Here is a 9083-nt window from a genome sequence, read left to right as displayed (position 1 = left end):
GTAGCGATGTTCACACTCATGGGAATTGGAGGGGCCAGGAATGGGATGACCGGCGTCGAATCTCTGGCATGGGGTGCTGGGCGCATCAGCCTGTTCAGCGAAACCTACTCAATCACCGGGGCAGGCCTTGGCAAGGCGGACATTCGCAAAGTCCGCTTCCATCCCCAATGGCTGCCATCGAACTCAGGTTCTTAGGTCATCAACTCGCGAGGAGATACATATCGTGCATAAAGAGTTGAACATTGCAGTGATCGGTACGGGGTATGTCGGGCTGGTGAGCGGAAGCTGTTTCGCCAGCTGGGGGAACAAGGTGTCCTGCGTTGACAAGGACACACGCAAGATCGACGGGCTCAACTGCGGACTTCTTCCAATTTACGAGCCAGGCCTTGAAGCGCTCGTGAAGCAAAATCAGGCTGGCGGAAGACTTACCTTCACCACAGATCTGGTGGCCGCAGTCCAGGATGCGGACATCGTGTTCATCACGGTTGGAACGCCGACGCGTGCCGAACAGGGTGATGCCGATCTTTCCTTTGTTTATGCGGCCGCGCGGGATATCGCACCACTCCTGAAGTTTGGCGCCGTCGTTGTCACCAAGTCGACTGTCCCTGTGGGGACGGGAGACGTTGTTGCGCGAATCATCGCCTCAGCACGGCCGCCTGGCACGTTCGCAGTCGCCTCAAATCCAGAGTTCCTGCGGGAGGGTTCCGCAATAGACGATTTCTTTTCTCCAGATCGCGTCGTCATCGGAGCGGAGAGCGAGCTCAGCCGCAGGGCACTGCTCGCACTCTATGAGCCAATGGCCAGCGCCAACGTCCGCATCCTCGTCACCAAGCGCCGGACGGCGGAGCTGATCAAATATGCATCGAACGCCTTCCTTGCCACAAAGATCATGTTCATCAACGAGCTGGCTGACCTGTGCGAGAAAGTTGGAACCGACATCGAAGAACTCGCAATCGGTGTTGGTCTCGACAAGCGCATCGGGAGTGCCTTCTTGAAAGCCGGACCCGGTTATGGCGGCTCGTGTTTTCCAAAGGACACGCTGGCCCTCCTTCGAACCGCGCAGGATCACGGTGTGGCGCTGCGCATCGTCGAGGAAACGGTCGCCGCCAATGCCGCGCGCAAGCGGAGAATGGGTCTCAAGGTGTTGGAGGCCCTCGGCGGCGAGGGGAATGGGAAGACCGTCGCTGTGCTGGGCCTGACCTTCAAGGCCGGGACTGATGACATGCGGGAAGCTCCATCCATCCAACTGATTGAGACCCTGCAGCGCTTCGGTATCCATATCCGCGCATATGATCCGGTTGGCATTCCGAATGCTGCTGGAATGCTTCGCGACGTTGTGTTCTGCGAGGACCCCTATGCCTGCGTTCAGGATGCGGATGCCACTGTCGTTGTCACCGATTGGGAGAGCATCTCTGAACTTTCCCTGGAACGAATGCGGCACCTCATGCGAAGCCCGATCCTTGTCGATCTTCGCAATGCATTTTTGCACAGCGACGCAGCCGCTGCCGGATTTCAAGTCACCAGCATTGGACATTCTATACCGGCTCCCGCTGAGCCCGAACGGCACTCGGTCGTCACACTTGTGCAGCCCGTCCACCGTTCGCGCTCTGAAGATGTCCGGCAAGCCGGAACAGCAGGACGCTAGAGCAATGCTGCTTGCCCCCATCTCTACGCGCCGGAGACCACAGACACATAATCGGCACCCCTGGCTGCGGCATAGACCCGATGATCGTACACAATGGAGACAGTAAAATGCGGATCACGAAGAGAGTTCTGTTGGACGCTTTCATTGCCTTGACAGCTTCCATCTTGATCGGCGGCGGAGCATGGGCGGTCGGCGTGCCGCTCGGCTTCCCTTACGATGGTGAGCCAGACGAGGGTCAACCGGCAGCCAAGCGGCCGGTTCTGACAGAGAAATCAATCGCATTCGGCGTGTATGATCCTCATGGCGATTTTAGTGGCGAGAGCAATGTTGCAATCGAACACATCTTTCTGGCCTGGGAAGATGTTGATCTGTCGACCCTGCCCATCGTGGACGCCTACGTACACAGGCGGGGACGCACACTCATGATAACCGTTGAGCCTTGGTCGTGGGCTTCCAACTGGCACATGAACTCAAGCAAACTGCTGGAGGAGATAAAGGCTGGGGCATACGACGCCAATATCGACACAGTTTGCTCATCGATTGCACGCTTGAATAGTCCCATCATCATTCGATGGGCGCAAGAAATGGAGGATGCGGTTGGAAAGTTCATATGGGCAGTCTGGACTCCAGAGGACTATGTTTTTGCTTACCGTCATTTCGTCACCGAGTGCCGCAAGCATCTCCCGGATGCAGATTATGTTTGGTCGCCCAAGGGTGGCGCATCCCTCGCGAAATACTACCCGGGCGATGACTATGTCGATGTGATCGGATTGTCGGTTTTTGGCTATCAACCCTATGATAAGCAAAATTTCGGCGGTGAAAGGACCTTTGAGCAGGCGCTCGAACCCGGATACCGGCTGGTGAGCGGGTTGGGCAAGCCTGTCATTGTGGCGGAACTGGGCTACGAGGGCGACGAGGAATACGTCAGCCGATGGGCAAAAGCGGTGGCGGCGCCACACCCCGAGTTCCCTGAATTGAAAGCTATCGTCTACTTCAATGACAAGGAGGTCTTTGCCTGGCCTCAGAACTTTGGCTATCCGAACTGGCGCATAGGGACCCCAAAGGTTTCAAATCGGGATTGACGGTAAATGGGTTCGTCTCTCCAAGGTTGAAGGTTCGGGCGGTCTTGCCAGTGGACGGGAATATAGCGAAATGCTGCCCGCCACTTGACGGCGCTCCTGTCTCCGCAATGCTGCTCCCATCATGCTGGGGGCCGGAGCAGAAATGCAAACCGGTGCGGTCGCTTCACATGGTCTTGATGGATCAGCCGGACCGTAACTCACCAAGTTCAGGTGGCTGGACGAAGCCTCTTGCTTACAGTAGCGTCTCTTTTCGGTCACTTTGGGACCAAGAGGGGAATGTCATGATTGCTTTGCGCAGTAGCCTGTTTGTTGCCGTTGTGTCGCTGATCGTTCTGTTTAGCCTCACGCCGGTACGTGCTGGCACAATGGCAGCCATCAACACACCGCCATCAGCGGTCGATTCACTCTCCAAGGACGATCTGAACATTTTTGGCTTGTCGCTGCTCACCGATGTTTACACCGTCCACGCCCGCATCGCGGCCTCTGCCAAGAACGGGATTCCGGCGCCAGATCAGGTGGATCCTGACGTTCTGCGCCAGATCAACGATCTTTATGACGATGATGCACTGATCCAGCGCTCCCGCCTCAACCATGGCCTCACCAAGGCGACTTTCTTTCCGCATTACATCGACAAGTTTACGATCACAGATATCGCTGCCACGCATTCCGGCCCTGGGACGCTCGTGCTGACCTACAACATTGCCCTTCCGAACCGGACCACGCTGCGTGCCGGTGTGGTGATGAGTGGGGAGAGCAAGCCCAGAATCGCCGTCATGCGGTGGCAGGCTGAGGCAGGCATGTGGAAGATCTTTTCCTATGCCGACTTCGACCTTCCGAAAGCCATGCTATGTGGCGCCGATCCAAATTACGTATCGCAGAAAACGGCGTTCAAGCCCGAGGATATCGCGCTGGCGAATGAAATGATCTCGAAGATCCAGAATGCGTCACTCGATGGAACGGAGAAATCCGTGCAAGGCGAGGGATTTCAGTACATTTTTGCAAGTGGAGAGCGCAAGACGGGCAGCGGAGCGGTGCGCGCCAAGATCAAGAAGATTTATGAGCCGAAGAACGTCGAGGCCATTAGATCCGGCGACCTGCTCGTGGTTCGAAACGACACAGACGACCCGACGCTGACGATCGACGGCGAAGGCATCGTACCTGAAATGCGCCCCGGCATCACCACCTTCAAGCGCGATGCGGATGGTGAATGGCGGATGATCGCGATTGGCATCTTCGCCACGACAGCACGCGTCGCCAAGGGTACGCCTTGCGAGAATGCGCCGGTGCCGTAGCCGCTTCACCCTCTGCTTAGCGATACCCGCTCCAGAAATTCACTGTAGCCGCCCACGATGCCGCCGGAGATCGCGATGTGGCGCGAAAGAACACGCAGCGCGGTCAGGAACTTGCTCTCTAGGCACAGAGAGTGAAACATCCGGCCGCTGACTTTGATCTGCGCCAGTTCAATTTTCACACCCAGTATGGCGTTGTATTGCCGCCTGGTCTTGTGCACCTCGATCATGCCCGGGCGGTATCCGGTTGCCGAGAGCGCGGAGAGCATCTGATCGCGCGTTCTGAGTTTTACCCGAACCTCGTTGAAGCGCGGAAAGATGCCGGAGAGCGTTTCGGCCCGCACAGGAAAACCGACCTTGCCGCTGGCCCCGAAGGCACAGAACTCGTCGAAGGCCTCGATCACCGGCTTCACCTTGAGACCCTTGCCACGAAATTTGATGTTGTCCCGCTTGCCGCTGAGGAAGAGATAGATGTCTGCGTTCACCTCCTCGCCTGCATCATGACCGCGGCCGATGAGGGGAAGTGCCTCCGGAAGGGTAACGCTGTCCTCCGCCGGCCAGAAAACGCGCCATTCCCACAACGCGCCGGAACGCGTGCTCTTTCCTCCAGTCTCGGGTTGGGCTCCCAGCACATAGGCATGGAGCCGCCCCCTCACCCCATTGATTGTGGCAGACACCGTCTGCCCGACAAGATCCATGCGATGGAGCATCTGGATCCGGCTTCTATGACGGTCAAGCCAAGGGCGCGGCGAGGCGACACCCAGCACATCGGCGATGATGCCAGAGGCTTGCAGCACCGAGATCAAGGCTGCCTCCTCGGGTGAAGGCAGCGCATCACCTTCGATCAATCCGATCAGGGACTCCTTGAGCAACGCAACCTCGCGCGCATTGGCGATGTCCACCTGCTGTTGCAGAAAGCCCCATGCGACCTTCTCTCCACGAACACGGATGGCCTCATTCCGCTGCAACGTGGCGAGGATGCCAGCGCGAAGATCTCCGATGCGGCTGACAATGTCTTCAATGACAACGTCAGTTCGAACAATTCCGCCGTACCGCCCAAGGGTCGCGAGCGCGGCCGTGGATGCCATGTTTGTTCTGGAGATCCCCCTGCGGGTCACGGTGTCGATATCCGTATCGATCTCACCCGTGATGGAGAGATCGATCAGATGCGCTGCGGCCAGCGCATAGTCCATGTCGCACCACCAGCTGAGGCTGCGCTGGGCGGGCGGCATCGTCAGCCGCAACAGTTCAAGTGCCTCTGCGATGGAGAGCCCTTTGCTTCCCAGATGGATGCTCGCGCCCATGGCGTTCCTCATGACGGAGTGAAGTGCTGAACCGCGGCGCCGATACCCGACAGGCCGAGGATGATAAACACCGGGTTGATCCGGCTCCGCATCACGAGGCCGAAGGAGGCAACCGCCAGGGCTATGGTCGTGGGCCCCGAGAGAGCGGTGTTGCCCAGCGCATAAACACCGGAACACATGAGACCCACCGAAATCGGCTCGAAGGCGTTCTGCACGGCGCGGCGCCATGGCGACTCGCCGATCCTGTTCCACAGTCTGCCGACCCAGAAGCACAGAACACCTGATGGAACGAAAAAGGCGAAGCCTACCACGAGCGCACCCAGCGCTCCGGCAATCTGCATGCCGAGGACCAGAACCATCGTCATATTGGGGCCGGGAGCAATCTGACCGATACTGTAAAGGTCAAAGAAATCTTCAGGAGAGAGACCGTATTCGGCCGTGAGGCTATACTGCATTTCGCCCAGCACTGCGCTGCCGCCGCCCACCGCAAAGACGGAGAAGATCAGGAAGGTCAGGGCCAGCTTAACGAGCATCGCCGCCCTTTCCCCGGCTTGGACGATAGAGATAAAGCGACACGGGAACGACGATCGCCAGCAGAAGTGGAAGCGGTACCCGCACGAAGCTCACCAGCGAAAGCGAAATTATGACGATCAGCAGGTAGCGCGGTGAGAAGAAACCCTTGCCACCAAGCTTGCAGACGACAGAGAACAGGAGCCCGGTTGCCGCAGCGGAGGCTGCGGCCATGAAAAGGGCAGCCCACCGGTTGTCAGCATGCCGCAAATAGAACAGGCCTGCGGCCAGCACGAAGGCACAGCCGGGGAGCAGCAGAGCGCAGGCGGCGGCGAGCGCACCCAAGGTTCCGCGCAGGCGGTCTCCCGCGAGAATGGCGAGATTGACGGCGTTCAAGCCGGGAAGCGTCTGGCTGATGGCAAGCATGGCGTTGAATTCATCCTCGCTTACCCATCGGCACTTCTCCGTCAGGTGAAGCCTCTCATATGCGACAACTCCGCCGCCGAAGCTTGTGGCGCCGATAACGAGAAACTCCCAGAAAATCTGACGCAAAGCCAGCGGACCATCGGAATTTCTCATGCCCGTCCTGCCTTCAACATGAGCATGTTCTGTACCGCCCTGTCGTCTCGACTGCCGCAAGCCTGCCGCCGCGACGGCCTGAATGACCGCCTGGACCCTGCAGATGAAGGCCGCTGTGTAAGCAGTATGATGCCTGCCGCCAGTCGCGCCAGGTTGAGCGCATATTCTTCACGAGATTCGTCAATCCTGCCATTTCCCAGCAACCCCCATCCAGCGCGCAAAACAAGCATAATCGATAAGCGGCCGTGGCGCTACGCACAGGGTGTATTCGTCCCAATTTGCATCCATTTCCTGGCTCTATGTTTTGTTCAGAGGAGTAAGCCCCTTCATCTAGCCTAGAGGCTCTAAGCCGCGTTCCCGTATCCCACAGATAGGCTTTGGGTAAGTCAGATTACGATAGAATTACTGTCGTAAGCCAATGAGGGCGGGCCAAGCCGCCTCGGTCCATTGCTGAACCAGGTAAGCCAGAACCGCATTCTGGCGGCAAGCCCCCTTCCCTTCTGGAGTCTTTAGCTCCTGACTTAAGGAGCATTCGCCTACACGACGTGGCTCCCACCAACCAGCAATAACCTTCTTCTCTGAGCGGAGAGTAAATTGGGTATGCCATTGCAGGGAACACCAAGCTGACCGAGTTGCGCGCAGCCATTGCATCGGGCCTTCCAGAAGCTCGGACTTTGGAAAGAGAAGACTGCTGAAATGCTATCAGTTGAGATCACTGGAAGAATTGCGTTCCGACCGTGCCGTCATCCCAGCTTTCGCTGGCATGACGGTGAGAATTGGGGGCGGATCTCAACCGGCTGCCCGCCACTCTCGCGCGCGTTCCGGCCAGGTGAAATCACCTGGTCAAAAGGAAAGCGCGCAAGATCAATCGCATGAGCATGATCTTGCCGGAACGTTGTGGCGCTGAACTTCGAGAAGCGCCCAAGTTCCGGGAGAGGCTGGAATACCACAGCTGACGCCCCCCGTGGCTGTTCACGTCATGAGCTTACGGCGGAGTTTCGAAGAAACTGCGCACATCTTTAGCAAACTCCGCGCGGCTCGCGGTGCGAAGATAGAACATATGGCCACCCATATATGTGCCAAAGAAAAGCCGCTTGCGCGCGGCGGGTGCCCGCGTCGCCTGTTCCAGAACGTAGCGCGACATCAGGTAGTTCGTCTGCAAGTCCTGATAGCCGTGAACGACAAGTGCTTTCAGATCAAGGTTCTGGGCAAGCGCCACACCAAGATCATCCGGGCCGCCCAGTGTCGAAGCGCGGTTCCAGCGGCGGCTCACGTCGATATCGAGCGGGATGTAGGGCCGGTTGCTGACGAAGCCGAGATCATTACGGACATAGTCCATGAAGGGGGCCAGCAGCACGCCGCTGAGAATGGTCAGCGAACGGTCGAATATGCCGATACCTTGCTCTTGCGGCCGCGGGTTGTCCGTCGCCTGGGTGCCGTCATAAGTATCGATTACTTGCCCCTTCCGCGCGAGAAGGCTGGCTGCGAAGACGGTCTCTGAGACCCGCCCTTGATGGCGTGCGACGACAACGGGGTCGATCCCGATCAGCCCGCCAACCTTGGCATAGAAGGCCTCTTGCTGTTCGGCAGTGGCCCGGCCCAGCGCCGCAAGACCGGTCAGGAAGCCGGTCATGGCGAAATCCTCGACTGTCTGGATATCCGCCGGAGTATTCTTGATCGTGCTCAGCCCATGATGTGCGGCGATCGCGGCCTGCGTCGGCAGAAGCGACATCGGCCAGATGAGCGAGTAACCCGGGTCAGCGAGATCAAGATAGAGTGCTGGCGAAATCAGGATCGCCCAGTTCAGATTGATTGCATATTGCTCGCTCAGGATACGTGACAGGGCAGAGACCCGCTGCCCGCCATAGCTCTCCCCCGCAATGGCCTTGGGCGAGCCCCAGCGCTTGTTCACCGTCAGCCATTGGCGGATGAAGACGGAAATGGCATCGAGATCGCCAACAACACCCTGATACGGAGCGGGGTCCTGCAGCTTGCCATCCGCCCCCGGGAGCATGCGGCTATAGCCGGTGCCGACAGGATCGATGAACACGAGGTCGGTAAAGCGGATCCAGCTATCCGGATTTTCCTGCAACCGCGCTGGCACCGTGGGAAAGCTGCCATCACCTGCCGTGGCGATGGTCTTCGGGCCAATGGCCGCGAGATGCAGATAGATGCTTGATGCGCCCGGGCCACCATTGAAGATGAAGGTCACGGGCCTCTTCGAGATATCCGCGCCCTTGAGGGTGTAGGCAATGTGGAAAATCTCGGCATCGGGCCGTTCAGGGTCCTTCCCGATGGGCATCATCCCCGCCGAGGCATTATAGGCCGGCAATGGTTGGGCGTGGGACACTGATAGTGTCCCAAACAAGGTGGCCAATCCAAGGGCGAGGGACATCAGGCACTTGCGTAAGACTGTAAGCATCACCGCTCCACGGTTGACGTGCAACACTACCCAAGCGCGTTAAAGCTATGCCAATTGCAGGACAATCGCAATGGCCCAGCCCATTAGTCCAGTCGACGCCGGAAGCCTGCGAGAAACCACTCTTCCGATAAGATCATGCTCAAGCAATTGACCTCGCGCGCCAGCGCTCCACCGCCGTGGACATGTTGCCCGCAGCTTGGGCGCGACCGGACATTCAGAGGGGACGATGCAAGCGTTTTCCTTGCCGCCGCG

7 protein-coding genes are annotated in these 9083 nt (G+C 58.4%); 3 read left to right on the top strand and 4 right to left on the bottom strand.

The features are described 5' to 3' along the window. Positions 1-235 precede the first annotated feature (235 nt). The 3 genes from ACILRA_RS15175 (at position 236) to ACILRA_RS15165 (ending at position 4019) form a co-directional block, all read left to right on the top strand. A complete protein-coding gene (locus ACILRA_RS15175; protein WP_395662924.1) occupies positions 236-1645 on the top strand; it encodes a UDP-glucose dehydrogenase family protein in 1410 nt (469 codons plus the stop codon). A 107-nt stretch (positions 1646-1752) separates the two neighbouring features. After that, positions 1753-2727, top strand: a complete 975-nt coding sequence (locus ACILRA_RS15170) for a glycoside hydrolase family 26 protein (protein WP_395662923.1) — start codon at positions 1753-1755, stop codon at positions 2725-2727. 167 nt (positions 2728-2894) lie between these two features. Beyond that, complete coding sequence (locus ACILRA_RS15165) at positions 2895-4019, top strand: hypothetical protein (RefSeq protein ID WP_395662922.1); 1125 nt, start codon at positions 2895-2897, stop codon at positions 4017-4019. A 5-nt stretch (positions 4020-4024) separates the two neighbouring features. On the opposite strand, the gene ACILRA_RS15160 is transcribed toward ACILRA_RS15165, so the two are convergent. The 4 genes from ACILRA_RS15160 to ACILRA_RS15145 form a co-directional block, all read right to left on the bottom strand. Beyond that, positions 4025-5320, bottom strand: coding sequence for a GPP34 family phosphoprotein (locus ACILRA_RS15160; protein ID WP_395662921.1), 1296 nt, complete (start codon positions 5318-5320; stop codon positions 4025-4027). An 8-nt stretch (positions 5321-5328) separates the two neighbouring features. Continuing rightward, a complete protein-coding gene (locus ACILRA_RS15155) occupies positions 5329-5853 on the bottom strand; it encodes a chromate transporter (RefSeq protein WP_395662920.1) in 525 nt (174 codons plus the stop codon). Then, a complete protein-coding gene (locus ACILRA_RS15150) occupies positions 5843-6409 on the bottom strand; it encodes a chromate transporter (RefSeq protein ID WP_395662919.1) in 567 nt (188 codons plus the stop codon). The genes ACILRA_RS15155 and ACILRA_RS15150 overlap by 11 nt, the downstream gene beginning before the upstream one ends. Before the next feature lie 985 nt (positions 6410-7394). Then, on the bottom strand, positions 7395-8759 hold the full coding sequence (locus ACILRA_RS15145) for a S10 family peptidase (protein ID WP_395662918.1): 1365 nt from the start codon (positions 8757-8759) through the stop codon (positions 7395-7397). Positions 8760-9083: the final 324 nt, after the last annotated feature.

Source organism: Aestuariivirga sp. (genome assembly GCF_044239095.1).
Taxonomy (GTDB): Bacteria; Pseudomonadota; Alphaproteobacteria; order Rhizobiales; family Aestuariivirgaceae; genus Aestuariivirga.
The sequence above is the reverse complement of the archived record's forward strand: the minus strand, read 5'-3'. Positions and strand labels throughout refer to the sequence as shown.